Origin of the sequence: Pedobacter sp. 22163, from assembly GCF_052045595.1 — a bacterium.
Classification (GTDB): Bacteria; Bacteroidota; Bacteroidia; order Sphingobacteriales; family Sphingobacteriaceae; genus Pedobacter.
On record NZ_JBQEPM010000006.1, the window covers coordinates 218,055 to 238,247 of the forward strand.

Annotated in this window: 13 protein-coding genes; 12 read left to right on the top strand and 1 reads right to left on the bottom strand. The window is 38.5% G+C overall.

What is annotated here, in order from left to right:
* Positions 1-121 precede the first annotated feature (121 nt).
* The 6 genes from ACTJKN_RS16950 to ACTJKN_RS16975 all read left to right on the top strand — a co-directional run bounded on the left by ACTJKN_RS16950 (position 122) and on the right by ACTJKN_RS16975 (position 11,152).
* On the top strand, positions 122-1,891 hold the full coding sequence (locus ACTJKN_RS16950) for an AMP-dependent synthetase/ligase (RefSeq protein WP_440826839.1): 1,770 nt from the start codon (positions 122-124) through the stop codon (positions 1,889-1,891).
* Positions 1,892-1,946: 55 nt separating this feature from the next.
* Positions 1,947-3,368, top strand: a complete 1,422-nt coding sequence (locus ACTJKN_RS16955) for a TlpA family protein disulfide reductase (RefSeq protein ID WP_440826841.1) — start codon at positions 1,947-1,949, stop codon at positions 3,366-3,368.
* Between the two features lie 92 nt (positions 3,369-3,460).
* A complete protein-coding gene (ggt, locus tag ACTJKN_RS16960; protein WP_440826842.1) occupies positions 3,461-5,182 on the top strand; it encodes a gamma-glutamyltransferase in 1,722 nt (573 codons plus the stop codon).
* Between the two features lie 79 nt (positions 5,183-5,261).
* Positions 5,262-7,598 (top strand): GAF domain-containing protein, encoded by a 2,337-nt coding sequence (locus ACTJKN_RS16965; RefSeq protein ID WP_440826844.1) that lies wholly within the window; start codon positions 5,262-5,264, stop codon positions 7,596-7,598.
* 116 nt (positions 7,599-7,714) lie between these two features.
* The gene (locus ACTJKN_RS16970) at positions 7,715-9,424 is read left to right on the top strand and encodes a DUF885 family protein (RefSeq protein ID WP_440826846.1); all 1,710 of its coding nucleotides are present in this window, start codon (positions 7,715-7,717) and stop codon (positions 9,422-9,424) included.
* Positions 9,425-9,829: 405 nt separating this feature from the next.
* Positions 9,830-11,152, top strand: coding sequence for a DUF6089 family protein (locus ACTJKN_RS16975; RefSeq protein WP_440826848.1), 1,323 nt, complete (start codon positions 9,830-9,832; stop codon positions 11,150-11,152).
* Between the two features lie 246 nt (positions 11,153-11,398).
* Here the strand turns inward: ACTJKN_RS16975 and ACTJKN_RS16980 are convergent, their stop codons facing one another.
* Positions 11,399-12,376, bottom strand: a complete 978-nt coding sequence (locus ACTJKN_RS16980; RefSeq protein WP_440826850.1) for a hypothetical protein — start codon at positions 12,374-12,376, stop codon at positions 11,399-11,401.
* A 110-nt stretch (positions 12,377-12,486) separates the two neighbouring features.
* On the opposite strand from ACTJKN_RS16980, the gene ACTJKN_RS16985 reads away from it, so the two are divergent.
* The 6 genes from ACTJKN_RS16985 (at position 12,487) to ACTJKN_RS17010 (ending at position 20,191) form a co-directional block, all read left to right on the top strand.
* Complete coding sequence (locus ACTJKN_RS16985; RefSeq protein WP_055903221.1) at positions 12,487-12,921, top strand: MarR family winged helix-turn-helix transcriptional regulator; 435 nt, start codon at positions 12,487-12,489, stop codon at positions 12,919-12,921.
* A 76-nt stretch (positions 12,922-12,997) separates the two neighbouring features.
* Positions 12,998-15,403 (top strand): 3-hydroxyacyl-CoA dehydrogenase NAD-binding domain-containing protein, encoded by a 2,406-nt coding sequence (locus ACTJKN_RS16990; protein WP_440826852.1) that lies wholly within the window; start codon positions 12,998-13,000, stop codon positions 15,401-15,403.
* Positions 15,404-15,554: 151 nt separating this feature from the next.
* Complete coding sequence (locus ACTJKN_RS16995; RefSeq protein WP_440826854.1) at positions 15,555-16,730, top strand: acetyl-CoA C-acyltransferase; 1,176 nt, start codon at positions 15,555-15,557, stop codon at positions 16,728-16,730.
* 233 nt (positions 16,731-16,963) lie between these two features.
* Complete coding sequence (locus tag ACTJKN_RS17000; protein WP_440826856.1) at positions 16,964-18,757, top strand: acyl-CoA dehydrogenase family protein; 1,794 nt, start codon at positions 16,964-16,966, stop codon at positions 18,755-18,757.
* Positions 18,758-19,119: 362 nt separating this feature from the next.
* The gene (locus tag ACTJKN_RS17005; RefSeq protein WP_440826858.1) at positions 19,120-19,566 is read left to right on the top strand and encodes an FKBP-type peptidyl-prolyl cis-trans isomerase; all 447 of its coding nucleotides are present in this window, start codon (positions 19,120-19,122) and stop codon (positions 19,564-19,566) included.
* Between the two features lie 139 nt (positions 19,567-19,705).
* On the top strand, positions 19,706-20,191 hold the full coding sequence (locus tag ACTJKN_RS17010; protein WP_440826860.1) for an FKBP-type peptidyl-prolyl cis-trans isomerase: 486 nt from the start codon (positions 19,706-19,708) through the stop codon (positions 20,189-20,191).
* Positions 20,192-20,193: the final 2 nt, after the last annotated feature.

Below are 20,193 nucleotides of genomic sequence, written 5' to 3' on the forward strand. Positions count from 1 at the left end.
TTTTTACGAAAAGTAAATACAGCGTTTTATTAACTACGAGGTATTATTTTCATTAAAAAGGCATATAGATGTTAATCTTTATGTTTGATTTTTTAACTTAACCAAATAATAAACAATTCATATGGCGGCAGAAATTAAACGGGTTTTTGATCTTTTGAAATATAGCCTCGAAAATCCAAAGCAAGAATTCATCAGCGGAAAAATTAACGGAAAATGGATAAATTATAGTACAACCGATTTTTGTACTACCGTAGATAACTTAAGCCGCGGATTAATTAAACAGGGCATAGGTAAAGGAGGTAGGGTTGCTGTTATGTCGCACAACCGGCCTGAGTGGAATATTGCCGATTTTGCAGCCAACCAGATCGGTGCCTATCAGATTCCCTTGTATCCAACCCTGGCCGAGCACGATATCCAGTTTATCTTAAAAGATGCAGAAATCGCCATTATTTTTGTAGCCGATGAAGATTTGTATAAAAAAATTAAGCCTTGTGCCGATGCAATTAACCCAGCCATTAAGATATATAGTTTTAACGAAATTACTGAAGTTGAAAACTGGAATACATTAATTGAATCGGGCAAAGTGAGTACAGATATAGATTTAGAAGAATATCGTGCTAAAGTTGCCCCTGAAGACGTATTGACCCTAATTTATACATCTGGCACTACGGGTACGCCAAAAGGCGTAATGCTAACGCATCATAACTTGGTAGCTAATTTTGTTAACTCGGCTGTGGTGATACCTGAAGGCGTTAAAAAAGGGTTAAGCTTTTTGCCGCTTTCGCACATTTTCGAGCGGATGATCATTTATTTATATCTGTTTAATTATACAGGAGTTTATTATGCCGAAAGTATGGAAACCATTGTAGCCGATATTCAGCATGTAAAACCCAATGTGTTCTCAACCGTTCCAAGGCTTCTCGAAAAAGTGTACGATAAGATAATGGAGAAGGGGAAAGCACTAACTGGGATTAAAAAAGGGATTTTCTTTTGGTCGGTAGCTTTGGCCGAAAAATATACAATTGATGCAGGTGCCTGGTATAACTTCAAACTGGGGATTGCCCGTAAACTGGTTTTTAAAAAATGGCAGGAAGCACTGGGCGGTGAAATTGTGGTGATTGTATCGGGTGGAGCGGCGCTAAATCCACGTTTGGCCAGAATTTTCTGGGCCGCTGGTATGCCTGTTTTTGAAGGATACGGACTAACTGAAACTTCACCTGTAATTACGGTTAATCATTTCGGCGGAACCATGTTTGGTACCGTTGGGGAAGTAATTAAAGGTGTGGAAGTTAAAATAGCGCAGGATGGCGAAGTTTTAACCCGTGGGCACCAGGTAATGAAAGGTTATTATAACCGACCTGATTTAACCGATGAAGCAGTGGATAAGGAGGGATGGTTCCATACCGGAGATATTGGCGAACTGGTTGACGGTCGCTTTTTAAAAATTACTGACCGTAAAAAAGAGATGTTTAAAACAGCAGGCGGTAAATATGTTGCCCCACAAATGCTGGAGAATAAATATAAAGAATCAATTTTTATTGAACAGATTATGGTTTTGGGCGAAAATAGAAAGTTCCCTTCTGCACTGATTGTTCCAAATTTCGAAACCTTAAAAACCTGGGCTGGAAGAAAAGGCATTACTTTTACCTCGAACGAAGAGATTATTAAAAACGAACAGGTACTCACTAAATATAACGAGGTTATCGAAGCGGCAAATGTAGGTTTTGGTAAATGGGAACAGGTAAAAAGATTTGCGCTGTTACCAAAAGAGTGGAGCATAGATGGAGGAGAGCTTACCCCAAAATTAAGTTTGAAAAGAAAAGTGATTACCGAGAAAAACAATGAGGTAATCGAAAAGATATATAAAGACGCGGAAGGTTATAAACCTTAGAAAGATTTCCAAGTAAGGATTAGTGAAAAAAATAGCCTTAATAACAGCCAAAATTATGAAAAGCATAATTTTATTTATTTTACTTATTACAGGTGCAATAAACTCTTTTGCGCAAGAAGCAAAACTTAATATTAAAAGTTTAAATGCTAAAAATAATACGGTAATTATCCAGTTCCCTGTAGATGATACATGGTTTTATCCCGCAAAAAAAGAGATTAAATTTGGCGATGATAGTACAGTAAACTATTCTTTAAAGATTAATAAACTTGCTTGGTTAAGAATTAACAATAATACAGTATTAATAGAGCCAGGTACTACGCATTTAGTTTTCGATAAAGGTATTTTGGTACAGAGCGATAAAAATAAGGAAGGGATGTTACTTTTTAACAAGACGAATGCCGATTTTTATCAATACAGAGCCAGAGATTATTATAAGAAAGATAGCACTACAGCTGGTTTGTATCAATTGCTAGAAAATGATAAGAATGAAGCACTAAAGCCTTATACTGAGCTATTTTCAAAACAAAAGATTTCCGCAAACTTTTATAACGAAATAAAAAGGTATTTTTCAACTGAACAGATAATTTTGCAAGCTGCTATCCCAATGATAGTTTTAAGCACAAAGCAAAAAATAAATAACGATTTGGATAAAATGTGGGCAGATGCCTATGAAAAGTATTCAATGAACAATCTTCAGGATGCTTTTTACCCAGATTTTTATTACCACGCCAAATATTACGCAAATACTTATCTCAATTACTATATCCCGCTAAAAAAAGGAGCTGAATTGCCTAAAAAAGATGAGAATACTAGCTTTAAAATTATATATAAAACCTTTGAAGATAATTTTACAGGCAAAATGAAAGAGTTTTTGCTGGCTACTTTTCTATATGAGGAGATGTTACAAAATAGATATCAGAAAGTATTGGTCGATTTGTTCGATTCATTTAAAAGCAGTTATCCTAAAAGTAATTTTACACCATATTTGCAACCAATGGCCAGTAAAATTATAGCCTACCATAACGAAGTAAAGAAGGATTTTGAACCTGAGCAAAAAATATTGGCCAACTACGATAAAGTAAATAGCCTGGATAGTTTAATCGGTCAATTTAAAGACAAAACGGTATTTGTTGATATTTGGGCAACCTGGTGTGGGCCATGTAAAGAAGAATTTAAATATAGTAAGGATCTGACGAAATTTCTCAAAGCAAAACAGGTTGACATGCTTTTTATCTCCATAGATAAAGATGATGCTGCGCAGCAATGGAAAGAAATGATAAAATATTTTAAACTTTCTGGCAATCATGTTCGAACTAATCAAGCCCTGAGAAAAGATTTGAGCGATAAATTAGGAAATAACGGGAGCTACGGAATACCCCGCTATTTAATTATCAAAAATGGGAAATTAGTAGTTGACAATGCCTTAAGGCCAAGTGATAAAGAAAAATTATATGCACAAATTGGTAAATATTTATAGCTGCCAGAAGGAAGTGTTTTTCTATCCGAAAATTAAAATTAAAAAAATGATTACTTAGAAAAATAATGAGGTAATCAGAAATATATATAAAGATGCAGAAAACTATAAAGCCCCTCAATAACATTAAAAAATCGTTAATATACCTAAGTGTTTTGCTGTTATTAGCTGGTTGCGTAACCGGACAATTGGGTAAAAACAATAGTGGTGAATATAAAAATGGGATGGTGGTTTCTGCTCATCCGGAAGCATCGCAGGTAGGTATAGATATTTTAAAAAAGGGAGGAAATGCGGTTGATGCAGCTGTTGCTGTTCAGTTTGCACTTGCTGTGGTTTACCCAAATGCGGGAAATATTGGTGGGGGCGGTTTTATGGTGTACCGTGGTGCAAACGGCGAAATAAATGCTTTAGATTTTAGAGAAAAAGCAGCTGCGGCAGCCAGCAGAGATATGTATCTCGATTCGGCCGGTAATCCAATTGTTGATAAAAGTTTATATGGACATTTAGCCGCTGGCGTACCAGGATCAGTAGATGGTATGGTAGAGGCACACAAAAAGTATGGCAAACTTTCTTGGGCACAGGTATTGCAGCCTGCGATAAATTTGGCGCAAGATGGTTTCAAAATTACCAAGCGGCAGGCAAGCGAATTGAATGGTTTGCATAGAAAGTTCATGGATTTTAATCCCGATGGAACGGCCTTCGTAAATTTAGAAAGTACCTGGCAGGAAAATGATCTTCTGGTTCAAAAAGAGCTTGGCAATACGCTAAAACTGATCCAGGAAAAAGGTAGGGCTGGTTTTTATGAAGGCGCTGTGGCCGATTCGCTTGTGGCAGAAATGCAGCGGGGAAAAGGACTTATTACAAAAGAAGATTTAAAAAATTATCACGCCACCTGGCGTAAACCTATAACGGGCAATTATAGAGGTTATAAGGTTATTACTATGCCGCCAACTTCGAGTGGAGGTATTGCCCTGATTCAATTGTTGCAAAGTGTAGAGAATTTTCCATTAAAAAAGTGGGGGCATAATGCAGACTCTACAGTTCAGGTAATTGTAGAAGCTGAAAGAAGAGTGTATGCCGATAGGGCAACACATTTAGGCGATCCTGATTTTTATGCTGTTCCACAACAACAAATGTTGAGCACCGATTATAATAAAAAACGCATGTCAAACTTTAACTGGGCAGCAGCAACACCAAGTAGCGCTGTTTTGGCCGGCGAAATAAAAGGGGCAGAGCACGAAGAAACTACACATTTCTCTATTGTAGACCGCGATGGAAATGCCGTTTCTATCACCACCACCTTAAATGGCTCTTATGGATCGTTAGTTGCCGTAAAAGGAGCCGGATTTCTGTTGAACAATGAAATGGACGACTTTTCCGTTAAACCGGGTGCACCGAATATGTACGGTTTAGTTGGTGGCGAAGCCAATGCAATTGCACCCAATAAACGAATGTTAAGCTCTATGACACCAAGCATTGTAGAGAAAGATGGAAAATTATTTATGGTAGTGGGTACTCCAGGTGGTTCAACCATTATAACATCCGTATTTCAAACCATTATAAATGTAATCGATTTTGACATGTCGATGCAGTCGGCCGTAGCTGCTAAAAAGTTTCATCACCAATGGTTACCAGATGAGGTGTATATAGAAAAAGATGCTATCGATAGCTTATCAATAGAAAAATTAAAAGCAAAAGGCTATAAAATTGTGCCCAGAGGTCCAATCGGCAGGGTTGATGCCATCTTAAAAACTAAATGGGGCAATTATCAGGGCGGTGCCGACCCAAGGGGAGATGATAAGGCCATTGGCTGGTAGCAATTTCTCAATCTATTTTTTATCTTAGCGTTAATCAATCTTTTGCAATTCAATTAGTTGTGGTTTAAAATTTAAGGAGATGAAGAAGCGCATATTTAATCATGCCCGAAATTACCCAGATTCGCCCCAGGTAGATTCGGCTATCTCTTTTGGCCCTTTTATTAAATACCTGCAGCGAAAAATTAAAGAAGAAAGGACCGTAAAATCTATTCTTTATAGTAATGCCTTAAAAGAATTTAAAAAACAGGGGATTGATGAACAGGTTATCGCTATCGAAGATATTTATCAGCACGAATTACTGTTGGAACATCTGTATGCCTGTCTTTCGCCAACACTTTTAACAGAAGACCATCAGGCATGGGGGCTTTGTGCACCAATGCAGCCCATTACTTTTTATGGAACGGAGCTGATGTACGAATTACTCGAATATGAAGAAAAAGATCAGAATAGTTTTGTCGGTTCGAAAACGCTAGAGCAACATCAGCATGATCGCCTGCATTTTATCTACTCATTCATTCTTAACGAACTATATGCGTTCCACGCACCCTTAAAAGAAAAATACTATTCAGGGATCAATGCTGATACTGGCTTGCCAGGTTACTTCCATATTGGTGTAAATGCCAGTTTTATCGAAGTAAAGGCTAAGCAGCCATTGCCCGATCTTAGCTACCGCGAGTTACAACTATATTTGAGTGAAGAATCTGGATTGGATAAGCTACAGCAAGTGCTACCGTTAACACTTTTTGAGCTTAGGGGTATTTCGGTGCTTACCATTACTGATGTTACTGCCAAACAGGCCGTAGAAAATATTAAAAGTGTAAGGTTGAGCCGCGTGCCGGGCAGCGAGGGTGTTGCTTACGGAGAAGTGATACAATCGCTTAAAGTGCTGGTACAAAATGCTAATATCCAATTCGATCTTTTTCCTTTCGTAAGGGTAAACAACAAAATGGTTTATGGGTATGTAAAAGGAGGGAGTGGCCTGTTATTTTCGGTGTGGGGTGAAGAAACTTTAAGTCCTGAAGCTTTTCGGCAGATTGCCGAAGGTTATGCTGCAAATCCGAATTCCTTTTACTCGCCTGATATCTGGGCCGAAAGCAAAGAGATGTTTCCATGGTTAGACAGGTTTAGGGAATTGAATGTAAAATCGATGGCGCTCATACCTGTATTTCACAACCAAATTTTGGTTGGTGTACTGGGCATGCATACCTGGGTTGGAGAAACTTTCGATGAAAAGAAAATCACTTTATTGGAGCCCGTCTTAGCACCAATTGCTCAACTCTTACAGGTCTATATCGATGAGTTTAATCTCGAGATTGAAAACATCATCAAAGAAAAATATACCTCTATCCAGCCTGCTGTACAATGGAAGTTTAATGAAGCAGCCTGGCATCACCTTTACAATAAGAAAAGGAATTTGCCGCAGCGTAACGAGGATATTAGTTTTGCAGATGTTTACCCTTTTTATGGCGCAATAGATATTAGAAATTCTACTACTGAACGTAATGTAGCCAGTAAGGCCGATCTGAGCCTGCACCTGAGCCTGTTTCGTGAAACACTGGAAGAGCTGGGCAAAACTTATAGTGATGCTTTGCTGGTAGAAATTATCTTTAACTGCAATAAATGGAGTGATATTTTGCAGGGCGATGAGCTGAATACAACTGATGAAAACAGCCTTAATATTTTTCTTAAAGAAGAAACCAGCGATTACCTAAAGCTCATTTCCCAATCGCATCCTAATACCCAAAAGGTAATCGGTAAATACCTCGACCGCATTTCGATGCCTCATGGCGAAGTGTATAAACATCGTCAGGCGCTGGAAACATCTATGCAGCTGATCAATACAGCCATTAACAATTATTTTGAAAGCGAACGCGAAAAACTGCAAGATTCTTATCCCTGTTATTTCGAAAAATTCAGGACGGATGGTGTTGAATACGATATCTATATCGGACAGTCTATTGCACCCGATCGGATTTTTAATCACTTCCATCTTAAAAATTTACGGTTATGGCAACTATCATCAATGGCTGAGATTGCCAAAATGGTTCAGCAGCTCCAGCCCGATCTGACCGTTAAGCTGGCTACTACACAACTTATCTTTATTCACAACCATCCAATAGATATTAGTTTTAGGATCGACGAGCGAAAATTCGATGTGGAAGGTGCATACAATATCAGGTATCAGATGATCAAAAAAAGGATTGATAAAATACTCATTCGCAATTCGCAGGAGCGCCTTACCCAGCCCGATAAACTGGCATTGATCTATTTCAATAAAAGAGATATTGACGATTACCTCCCATTTGTAAAATACCTGCAGGAAACTGGTGTACTGAAACCTGAAACTGAAGATCTTGATTTGGAAGATTTACAGGGACTAAGTGGATTAAAGGCATTGCGCTTAACCATTTTATAATATTTTATTAGGCTACCTTTAATCTAATATCTTCAATAAGTTACACAGGCACCCTGCTGCAAATACTTAGCGGTTTAGCTATATTGCGTTAGCTAATCAAACATGCCCCAATCGCTATGCGCAAACTATTCCAGCTGTTTTTGTTTCTAACGGTTACCCTACAATTACACGCTCAAACTAATGAAGCCAGCCTGGTAAGTCCGCTGATTAATCAATATCAATCAGACGCGACCATGCTTAACCGTAAATATACGCTCAAACGATCGGGGGAATACTTTAAGCGGATGGAACGCTTTTATATTGAATGGCAAAAACAATTAAAGGCATTGCCTTTTAACAAGCTAACTGTAAATGAAAGGGTAGATTATATTTTGCTTAAACGCGATATCCGATCAGATTCGGCAAGTTTGCAACAGCAATACGCTGAATTTAGAAGCAGCATTTTTACTTTGCCTTTTGCCGAAATATTATTGGATTTTGAAGCAAAGCGAAGAATTGGTCAGCAACAAGATGGTAAAACCACCCAGCAACAATTCGAACAACTGAAAGAGGCTATTCAGAAAACCACAAAAGCGGTAGAAAACAAAGACCTGGCAGTTACACCAGCACAGGCTTCCTGGGCGCAGGAAACCGTTAACCAATACCTGGCTGTATTTACCGAAGCCTATAAATTTTATGATGGTTATGATCCACAATTTACCAAAGCCACCAAGGCAGTTTATCCCGATGTAGTAGGTGCCGCAAAAGATTATGCTGCTGCGCTGGGGAAAATAGCCAAACCGTCAAATGCCAAAGACGATGGAAGTGGCATTATTGGCAATCCGATAGGAAGAACAGCTTTATTAAGCAGTTTAAAGGATGAGATGATTGCCTATACACCTGAGCAGATTGAGGCCATTGCCATGAGGGAATTTGCCTGGTGTGATGCCGAAATGCTTAAAGCTTCACAACAAATGGGCTTCGGTAACAACTGGAAAAAAGCACTGGAAAAAGTAAAAACAGATTACCCTGAATTGGGGAAACAGCCTGAACTGGTTTATGAACTGGCCAATGAAGCCATAAACTTTGTAGAGAAAAATAAACTTATCGCCATTCCAGCCCTGGCTAAAGAAGGTTGGCGCATGCGCATGTTAAGTCCGAAGGAACAATTGTTTGCACCGTTTTTCTTGGGTGGTGAATCTGTATTAATTGCGTATCCAACTGAAGACATGACCGAGGATGCCAAAATGATGACCTTGCGTGGCAATAACAGGCATTTTTCCAGAGCTGTAGTTTTTCATGAGCTTATTCCCGGGCACAACCTTCAGTATTTTATGCAAAGCCGCTACAAACCTTACCGCAAGGTATTTGGTACGCCTTTCTGGACAGAAGGCTGGTCATTGTATTGGGAGATGTTGCTATGGGACCAGAATTTTGCAAAATCACCGGAAGATAAAATTGGAATGCTTTTTTGGCGCATGCACCGTTGTGCACGTATTATCTTTTCGATGAATTACCATTTAGGCAAATGGACACCTCAGCAGTGTATCGATTTTTTAGTAGATCGCGTTGGTTTTGAGCGTGCCAATGCAGAAGCAGAAGTACGTAGATCATTTACCGGAGGTTATGGACCCTTATATCAAATTGGGTATATGTTAGGTGGATTGCAGTTCAGGGCATTGCACAAAGAACTGGTACAAAGTGGTAAAATGACCAATATCGAGTTTCATAGTCGCATACTCCGCGAAAATAATATGCCTGTAGAAATGGCAAGGGCCTTGTTAACCAATCAGCAATTACCTGAAAATTTCAGTGCCCGGTGGAAATTTGCCGGCGAAATTAAATAGTGTACATTATTTTGGCGATGTGCTTACAGCATGAGGCAATAGATGATCAAAAAAAGGAATGAAAAATATTTACCCATAATTCGCAGGAGCGACTCGCCCAACCTGATAAATTGGCATTGATCATTTCAACAAGAAGAGTGCTGACAATTACTTCCATTCGTAAATGTTAACAGGAAATACAGATACTAAAGCCCGAAAATAAAGATTTTGATTTTGGAAGACCAATAAGGTCTAAGCGGATTAAAAGCTACACATTTACTATTTATAACTTATTTTTTAGTTTTGTTTGTGTATCGCATCGGCAATTAGTGTTGAAAAGTTGATAAGTATTTTTACATGCTTGTATTTTTGGTATGGCTATTGTAATAGGAGTGCCAACGCTTATTCAACGTTAAAAGAAAATTTATGAAACTACAACTATTTAAAACACTACCGGTTGCCCTCGCTGGTTTACTCATCGGGTCGGTTGCTTCAGCTCAAGAAAGCCCTGCAACTTCAACAACAACGTTCAGAACATGGTCTATCGGTGTAAATGCTGGTGTACTTACTCCATTATCACCATTAGGTGGAAAAAATGATTTCAGTAATAACAAATCAAGTTTAGGTTATGGCCTTTACATTAAAAAACAATTTACACCTTATTTCTCTCTTCGTTTAGATGGAGTTCGTGGTAAATTAAAGGGCGATAATACCGAGCCTTATGAAAGCGGTGTAGTAAACAACTCTCCGATAAGAGCATTCGATACAGAGTTATCTTATTCAGGAAGTTTAAACGCTGTAGTAAACATGTTCAATATCGATATGTTTAAAAAAGAGAACACTTTGCAGCTTTATGCTTCTGCTGGTGCTGGTATTGCAGCTTACAAACCTACAATTACTACCGCAGCAGGAACTTCGGAATTTGGTGGTGGCGATAACATCAACGAATTAATTATTCCTGTGGGATTAGGTGCTAAATTTAAAATTTCTGATGCGGTTAATTTAGATTTAGGTTGGACAATCAACTTTGTTGATGGTGATAACTTAGATGGTTACTACAAAAACGGAAACGATAAATACAACTATGCTTATGCTGGTTTAGAGTTTGCTTTAGGTACTGGAAAACAATTGGCTTTCCACAACCCGGTAGCTTTAACTTACGATGAAGCTTTAAAAGCAAAACAGACTGCAGAAGGTTTAAAATCTGATTTAAATGCCCAAAAAGCTGATAATGCAAAATTACGTTCAGAACTAAACGATATCTTAAAAGATACGGATGGTGATGGTGTTGCAGATAAATTGGATAAATGTCCTGATACACCAGCAGGTACTGTTGTTGATGGTTCTGGTTGCCCGTTAAAAACCCCAGAAAAAGTTGTAGAAAAAGTAATCGTAACAGAAGAAGATCGTAAAGTTGTTAACGAAGCGATTAAAAACTTAGAATTCGATTTAGGTAAAGCAACCATCCGTTCTAAATCTTATGCTTCTTTAAACAGAGTTGCTGCATTATTAATCCAGAAAAACTTTAGTTTGAAATTAGCTGGCCATACAGATAATACAGGTTCAAAAGAACTAAACTTGCGTTTATCGAAAGATAGAGCAGAATCTGTAAAGGCTTATTTAGTTTCTCAAGGCGCAAATGCATCACGTATTGAGGCTACAGGTTATGGTATGGGTCAACCAATTGCTACCAATAAAACAGCAGCTGGTCGTCAACAAAACCGTCGTGTAGAGTTTACCCTTTACTAGTCTGTTTTTAATAACATTTAAAAAGTCCTGATGAAAATCGGGACTTTTTTGTTTTAAATAGATTTTATTTATATCATATTTTCGCTAGATCGTCATGCTGTCCCGAATGTTCGGAATCAGCATCTTTCTTGCAAAATAGACCCTGAATGAATTACCTTCGGTTAACTCGCAAAGGCTCGGTTCAGGGTGACGGCACTATTGTTAAAATGTCCAAAAGTATTTACTCAAAGATGTTTTAAAGACATTTTATTTAAGCGCAACAATTACCTTTTTGATTTCGCTTAAATCATTCATTTCAAAATTTGGAGATTGTGGATAAAACCGTTGATAAATAATCTTATCGTCCTTGCTATCATAAACACTGATTATTTTATCATTAGAACGTTGAGTGTAAACTAAATACTTGATACCCGTTTCGGTATTCAAAATTAAACTATCAAGAACCTTGTATGATACAAATTTGAGTTTATAGTTATAAGGTTCAGCAATAATGCCTGATGGTGGTAAAAGTGCCAGTCTTGAAGAAAACACTTCCTTAATGTATTCAGGCACATACAGTGTTTCCTTTGCTAATTCAGGTAAGCGTACTTTATTGTAAAATTGGTAATCTAAAGTACAGTTCTCGTTTGCGAGCAATCCATCATTAATCTGTTTTAAATAACCCGTTAAAAAGCCTGGAGACCAGTTTAGGAAACTAGACTTGTTGTAGAAGTTTGATAAAATATTATTTTTTATACTTCTTTTTGTGCCATATTGTTGATCCTGTGTTTGAACCAGCAGATTTGTGTTCCGATCAGCAAAAAGTGTAACTGTTGCCAATATACTTTCTTCCTTTACCTTGGGTTTTTTAGATGGCGTAATTAATTTTAGCGCATAAACGATATTTACATTGGTTGTACTGTCTAGCTTTTCGGCATAACCATCAAAATAAAAAAAAGAGTAATTTGAAAGCGTATCGTAACGGGCAAGCTCTTCGGGTTTAATAATTTTATAAGGTGTAATTGTCCAGTTTTTTTTAATGGCCTGATCAAATTTTTCCAGCTCAGCATAATCAGCATACTGCAAAGTAAACAAGGTTGTTGTTTTTTTAAATGTCTCTAATTTTTGACTGTTTAAAAGAGCTGCTCCGAAATAAGATACCTGACTTTTACAAATTGTAGCCCATAAAATAAATAGGCTAAACAGGAGAATTCCTCTAACTTTTAACATATTAAGTGTTTTCATTTTGTGTATGACTATGATAAGAAAAATTTGACAAATATTTTGAATTTTTCTATTGCATTAACAAAATACATTCATTAGCTTTGTTATGCAAGCATAATAAATTAGCAAAAATGAAACAACAACAAACCATAGATTACCACGTTAAGTTTGCCTGGCAAAATATGTTTAATAAGTACAATCAAATGGCATCAAGTTTCGGGATTACCCAGGCCATTGGTTATATGCTTATTAATATAGATGATGCCGAGGGAACTGCGGTTTCAAATTTAGCTGGCTTACTTGGGGTTAAAGCAACCAGTTTATCCCGTATGTTAAATAATATGGAAGAGGCTAACCTCATTTACCGTGAAACATCTGCAGGCGATAAACGATCGGTAAAGGTTTTTCTTACTGATTTTGGTAAAGAGAAAAAACAACTGGCCAAAGGTGTTGTTCGGAAATTTAACGAATATCTCGATGAGCATTTCTCTAAAAAGGAGAAAGAGACTTTTATTAACCTATTGATCAAACTAAATGATATCACGGTAGCCTACACTGTTGATTAACAAATATAACAATCAAATCTGTTTGGTAGGTTGCTACATGAATGGTTCTATCAGACTAATGAAAAGCAAATAGATAATGAAACGAAGCATTAATAAAGTTGCAGTTTTAGGTTCGGGTATTATGGGCTCGCGTATTGCATGCCACTTCGCCAACATTGGCGTAGAGGTTTTGTTGTTAGATATAGCCCCCAAAGAACTAAGTCCCGAAGAACAGGCAAAAGGATTAACACTGGATAACCCAGCTGTAAAAAATCGGATTGTTAATACAGCTTTGCAAACGGCCGTAAAAACAAATCCATCTCCAGTTTATAGCAAAAAGGCACTAAATAAGATCAAAACTGGGAATTTCGACGATGATATGCCGAAAATTGCCGGTTACGATTGGGTAATTGAAGTTGTGGTCGAAAATCTTGATATCAAGAAAAAAGTTTTCGAGCAGGTAGAGCAGTTCCGTAAACCCGGCACATTGATTACTTCAAATACTTCTGGTATTCCAATCCACTTAATGGCTGAAGGAAGGAGTGATGATTTTAAATCGCATTTCTGCGGTACACACTTTTTTAATCCGCCCCGCTATTTAAAATTGTTGGAAGTTATTCCTACGCCACATACGCAACCAGAAATTGTTGATTTTCTGATGCATTATGGTGATAAGTTTTTAGGGAAAACAACTGTTTTATGTAAAGATACACCAGCTTTTATCGCCAATCGTGTAGGTGTTTATTCCATCATGGCACTTTTGCATTTAGTTGAAAAACTGGATCTGACAGTAGAAGAGGTTGACAAATTTACCGGGCCAGCCTTGGGTAGACCAAAATCGGCTACTTTCCGTACCTCGGATGTAGTCGGTTTAGATACTATGATCAAAGTTGCAAAAGGGCTTTACGATAATTGTCCGGATGATAAAGCACACGATTTGTTTAAGCTCCCTGTGTATGTGCAAAAAATGGAAGAGAACAAATGGCTTGGCGACAAAACCAAACAGGGTTTCTATAAAAAGACAAAAACTGCTGATGGTAAAACCGAAATCCTTGCGCTTGATTTAAAAACTTTAGAATACAAACCACAGCAAAAAGTAAAATCGGCTACCTTAGAAATGACTAAGCCGGTTGAAAATCTTCGTGAGCGTATGAAGATTTTTGCCAAAGGAAAAGATAAGGCAGGCGAATTGTTCCGCCATTCTTCATTTGGTTTATTTGAATATGTATCAGATAGGATTCCAGAAATTTCTGATGAATTTTATCGTATCGATGATGCCATGCGTGCAGGTTTCGGTTGGGAACTTGGTCCTTTCGAACTTTGGGATGCTGTAGGCATAAAAGAAGCCATCGAAGGGATGGAGCAATATGGCAATAAAGCTGCGGCTTGGGTGCATGAAATGCTCGATGCCGGAAATACTTCATTCTATAAAGTAGAAAATGGCGTTAAAAAATATTACGATATCCCTTCAAAAAGTTATAAAGCCTTACCGGGAACGGATGAGTTTATCATTTTAGATAACCTCCGCGAAAATAAAACCCTTTGGAAAAACTCAGGTGTTTCGATTATCGATCTGGGCGATGGCATTCTGAATGTAGAATTCCACACCAAAATGAATACCATTGGCGGTGATGTGATTTCGGGTATCAACAAAGCGATTGATATGGCCGAGAAAGATTACCGTGGTTTGGTAATCGGCAACGATGGTGCAAACTTCTCTGCCGGTGCAAATGTGGGGATGATTTTTATGATGGCGGTAGAGCAGGAGTGGGATGAGTTGAACATGGCAATCCGCATGTTCCAGAATACTTCGATGCGCATCCGTTATTCTTCTATTCCGGTTGTGGTTGCCCCACATAATTTAACCCTGGGCGGTGGCTGTGAGTTTAGTTTACATGCCGATCATGTTCAGCTTTCTGCCGAAACTTATATGGGTTTGGTTGAGTTTGGTGTTGGTGTAATCCCTGGCGGTGGCGGTACCAAAGAATTTGCTTTGCGCGCTTCTGATGAATATAAAGACGATCAGATTGTTCAAAATGCTTTAAAAGACCGTTTCTTAACCATCGGAATGGCAAAAGTTTCAACCTCTGGTTATGAGGCTTACGAACTGGGCTATCTGCAAAAGGATAAATTCTCGATCTCGATGAACCGGAACCGCTTATTGGCCGATGCAAAAGCTAAAGCAATAGAATTAGCTGATGCTGGTTATACAAAACCCGTGCAACGGAACGATATCAAAGTTTTAGGCAAGCAAGGTTTGGGAATTGTTTATGCAGGTGCAAACAGCATGTATGCAGGGCATTTCATTTCTGAACACGATAAAAAAATATCCGAGAAATTAGGTTATGTAATGTGCGGTGGCGATTTATCTTCTCCAACAGAAGTAACGGAGCAATATTTATTGGATCTGGAAAGGGAAGCATTTTTATCACTTGCAGGTGAGCGGAAGAGTTTAGAAAGGATTCAGTCGATAATTACTAAGGGAAAACCGTTGAGGAATTAATGGATACATAGAAATCTATGGGGTTTCTGCGGTCGTCACCCTGAATTTATTTCAGGGTCTTTCCAGGATAGATGCTGAAACGAGTTCAGCATGACGAATGCGAAAAATTAAAAAGATAATATTGGCTATTGCCATAAAAATACTAAAAACAATGGAAGCATATATTATAGCCGGATATCGTACAGCAGTGGGCAAAGCACCCCGTGGCGTATTCCGTTTTACAAGAGCTGATGATTTAGCCGCAGAAGTAATCAGGGCTTTAGTGGCATCGGTTCCGAATTTAGATAACGAACAGATTGATGATGTAATTGTGGGTAATGCCACTCCAGAAGCGGAACAGGGCTTAAATATTGGCCGTATGATCTCGCTAATGGGTTTAGATACCGATAAAGTGCCCGGTGTTACGGTAAACCGCTATTGTGCATCGGGTTTAGATACCATTGCCACAGCAGTTGCTAAAATTAAATCCGGTATGGCCGATTGTATTATTGCAGGTGGTGTAGAGGTAATGAGCGGAATGCCTTTTGGAGGTTGGAAGCTTGTACCAAATGCAGAAGTTGCAAAAAACAATCCAGATTGGTATTGGGGCATGGGCTTAACCGCCGAAGCAGTAGCTAAAGAATATAATGTGAGCCGTGAAGATCAAGATGCTTTTTCGTTAAAATCTCATGAAAAAGCCATTCACGCTATAAAAAACGGTCATTTAAAAGATGGTGTTTTGCCAATCACGGTAAACGAAAATTACCTTGATGCAAACCTTAAAAAGAAAACCCGCTCTTACGTGGTAGATACCGATGAGGGTCCCCGTGCAGATACTACCTTAGATAAGTTGGCGAAACTAAAACCTGTATTCGATGCGGTTGGAAGCGTAACCGCAGGTAATTCATCGCAAACATCTGATGGAGCAGCCTTTGTTTTGGTGGTGTCTGAAAAGAAAATGAAAGAATTAAATGCAGAGCCTATTGCCAGGTTGGTAAGTTACGGTATCGCAGGAGTTCCGCCACGCATTATGGGAATTGGTCCAATCGAAGCTATCCCAAAAGCGTTGAAACAAGCAGGTTTGAAAAAAGAGGATATCGATTTAATCGAACTGAACGAAGCTTTTGCCTCGCAATCATTAGCCGTAATCAGAACATTGGATTTAAACCCTGATGTAATTAACGTAAATGGTGGTGCAATTGCCTTGGGGCATCCGCTGGGCTGTACCGGAGCAAAACTTACCGTACAGATCATGAATGAGCTAAAACGACAGAACAAAAAGTACGGAATGGTAACCATGTGCGTAGGAACCGGACAAGGTGCAGCGGGAATTTTTGAGTTGTTGTAGTGCTGAAATTCGTATAAAATTGATGATTAAGTGGTCGTCATCCTGAACTTGTTTCAGGATCTTCAGCGTAATTAAGATGCTGAAGCACGTAGTAGCTACAAGACAATTGTTAAAACTATTTCTACTTGTAAAACAAGTTCAGCATGACGAACCTAAAAAAAATACATTACTGATTTGAGTTTGAATTTGAGCAGGTCTCAAATCTCAAATCTCATTTCTCAAATCTCATAACAATGGAAACAACTGAAAAAAAGACAATTAAAGGCGGTGAATTCTTAATTAAGGATACCACTTATCAGGAAGTATTTATCCCTGAAGAATTTGATGAAGAGCAGCAGATGATTGCACAAACCTGTCGCGATTTTCTGGCCGCTGAGGTTTATCCCAATTTAGATAAAATTGACAAACAGGAAGATCCTGAGCTCATGCCAACACTTTTAACCAAAGCTGGCGAACTGGGTATTTTGGGCGTTTCGGTACCAGAGGAGTATGGCGGTTTTGGTAAAAACTTCAATACTTCCATGCTGGTTGCAGATGTGGTAGGTGCAGGCCACTCTTTCGCTGTTGCGCTTTCTGCTCATACCGGGATTGGTACATTGCCAATTTTATATTATGGTAATGAAGCACAAAAAGCAAAGTATATCCCTAAACTCGGTTCGGGCGAATGGAAGGCTGCTTATTGCTTAACCGAGCCAAACTCGGGTTCGGATGCAAACTCTGGTAAAACCAAAGCCACGCTGAGCAATGATGGTAAACACTATATCATCACCGGACAGAAAATGTGGATTACCAACGGTGGTTTTGCCGATATTTTTATTGTTTTCGCGAAGATTGATGATGATAAAAACTTAACTGCATTTATTGTGGAGAAAGATTTCGGTGGCATAACTATGAATCCTGAAGAACATAAAATGGGTATTAAAGGTTCGTCAACCCGTCAGGTTTTCTTTAACGATTGTCCGGTGCCGGTTGAGAACATGTTGAGCGATAGAGAAAACGGTTTCAAAATAGCGGTTAACATTTTAAATATTGGCCGTATTAAATTATCAGCGGCAGCTATTGGTGCTTCAAAAGCAACTTTAAATACAGCGATTAATTATTCGAATGAGCGGATCCAGTTTGGCCGCCCGATTTCTAAATACGGCGCTATCCGTTTTAAAATTGCAGAAATCGCCGCTAAACTTTACGCTGTTGATGCGGCTAACTACCGTGCAGGTCAGAATATTGATGATACTTACGATCAACTGGTTGCGGGTGGAATGGAATCTGGTAAAGCGAGGTTAAAATCTGTCGAACAATTTGCGGTAGAGTGTGCCATTTTAAAAGTATGGGGTTCTGAAGCTTTAGATTATACTGTGGATGAAGGTGTTCAGATTTACGGTGGCATGGGCTTTAGTGCTGATGCGCCAATGGATCGGGCTTATCGTGATGCACGTATCAACCGTATTTTCGAAGGCACAAACGAAATTAACCGTTTATTAACCGTTGATATGATGCTGAAACGCGCCATGAAGGGTGAACTGGATTTAATGACGCCAGCTACAGCAGTTGCAGCTGAATTAATGAGCATCCCTGATTTTGGTGAAGAAGATACCACTTTATTTGCGGCAGAGAAAAAGGTACTCTCGAATTTGAAAAAAGCAACTTTAATGGTGGCAGGTGCTGCGGTTCAGAAATTAATGATGACCTTAAGCAAAGAGCAGGAAATTTTAATGAACATTGCAGATATGGCCAGTTATGTTTATGTGCTCGAATCTGCACTGTTGAGAACAGAAAAATTAGCAAGTACCCGCGGAGAAGAAGCCATTGCGGGTCAATTAGATCTATTAAGAATTTATTTGGTAGAAGCGGTTGATGGCATAGCCAAAGCAGGTAAAGAAGCACTTTGGGCTTTTGCTGAGGGTGATGAACAACGTATGATGTTAGTTGGTTTGCGCCGTTTTACTAAAGTGGAACCATTTAATGTTAAAGATGCCCGCCAAAGAGTTGCCCAACAGCTTATTGAGGCAAATAAGTATATTTTTTAAGGTAGGTTTAGGGTAGAGGGTTAAGGTTTAGGGTTTGGGTGTATTAACTCAGGCGCTAAACCTTTTTTTATTCTGCAGTGGCCTATAATATGCTGTCATGTTGAGGAACGAAGTGACAGGACATCAGGAAGAATGGTCGTCATCTCGACTGTAGCACAGCGAAACGGAGAGATCTATCAAGGCAGATTTCTCGACTGCGTTGCACTCCGCTCGAAATGACGGTTACTTGAGAGAATTTTTTACAAGTAGATTGATTACTGTCGTTTATATTGATTTTTATGTAGTAAATTAAAACTTAGCATGACAGAAGTTGAAAAAATAATAAGTCCTTAGCTTTATATTATTAAATCCTATTTTCGCGCATGTTTAAATTTAAATTACTTCCGATACTTCTTTTATGTGTGGCTATGGTTTCATCTTGTAAAAAAGATGAAGACCCTGAAAAACAGATGACCGATTTCATCAAAAAAAATAATATTAATGCCGTTAGGGATAACTCTGGCTTATATTATCAGATCATTAAACCTGGTGCGGGTTCGTTTACTTATCCCAGCAATACTAAAATCACGATTAAATACGAAGGCAGGTTATTAGACGGAAGTGTATTTGATAATGGTGGTGGCAAAGAGCAGACCTTTAATCTGGCAGAATTAATACAGGGCTGGAGAATCGGTATCCCTAAAATCCAAAAGGGGGGAGAAATAAGATTAATTGTTCCACCGGGTTTGGGTTATGGAAGCAGTTCGGTAGGCCCTATCCCTGGTAACTCTGTATTAGATTTTACCATACAGCTGTCTAATACACAATAAGCGTAAGACCAGGGATAAAAGACTAAATTCAAATCAAAATACCGCTTTAGTCTTTTTGCTTTTACCTTTAAGCGCCTTAAAATTGTTAAAATAGGTTAAAAATTGTAGCATCCGTATTAAAAGCTTATTTTTGCGATTGATGGTTAAGTTTAAATATTTTATACTCATGATCTGCTTTGCAGGATGCTTAGCAGCCTGTAAGAAAAATGCGCCGGTTGATGATTACGACCCAACTCCACAGTTTAAGGCCGATACTGCTGCAATAAGCGCTTTTGTTAAGGCGAATAATATCCCGGCTACGAAAGATGCCAGCGGAATATTTTATCAGATATTAGAACCGGGTACAGGAACTGTGGTATATACAGCATCTACAAAAATCACTTCTGATTATGAAGGGAGATTATTAAACGGAACTATTTTCGATAGCACCAAAGGAACCCCAATCTCGTTTCTACTTGGTAACGTTATTGTAGGATGGCAAATTGGGATTCAAAAAATACAAAAAGGGGGTAAGATCAGATTGATAATACCTTCTTATTACGCTTATGGGACACAATCACCATCATCTTTGGTTCCGGCAAATTCAATACTCGATTTTACTATAACACTTACAGACGTACAATAATA